The sequence below is a fragment of the Erwinia sp. ErVv1 genome (assembly GCF_900068895.1).
Lineage (GTDB): Bacteria > Pseudomonadota > Gammaproteobacteria > Enterobacterales > Enterobacteriaceae > Erwinia.
The window spans coordinates 116,110-116,412 of record NZ_CDPK01000005.1 but is presented as its reverse complement, the minus strand read 5'-3'; the positions used below and the strand labels follow the sequence as shown (position 1 = coordinate 116,412).

Here is a 303-nt window from a genome sequence, read left to right as displayed (position 1 = left end):
TCTGACGTCAGCGACACACTGCGTGGCAGCACGATTTATGGCTATGATGAGGAAGGTCGTCTTCTCAGGCACTACGAAGCCCGCCCGGACCACAGCACCAGGACGTTCCGCTACGACGCTGCGGATAATCTGCTGCCGGATAATGACCTGTCTGCCCTGCCGCTGACGGAGAACCGCCTGACGCACTGGCAAAATCTGTTTATGAAATACGACGGGTGGGGAAACCTGGTCAGCCGCCGTAGCGGCCTGTATGAACAGCATTACGAATATGATGCGGAAAACCGGCTGATACACGCAGAAGGC

1 pseudogene (only partly in view) is annotated in these 303 nt (G+C 56.8%); it reads left to right on the top strand.

The window, feature by feature from the left end:
* Positions 1-267, top strand: a pseudogene (locus tag A1830_RS23310) (type IV secretion protein Rhs) (its annotated part extends 694 nt beyond the left edge of the window); the annotation flags it as partial.
* Positions 268-303: the final 36 nt, after the last annotated feature.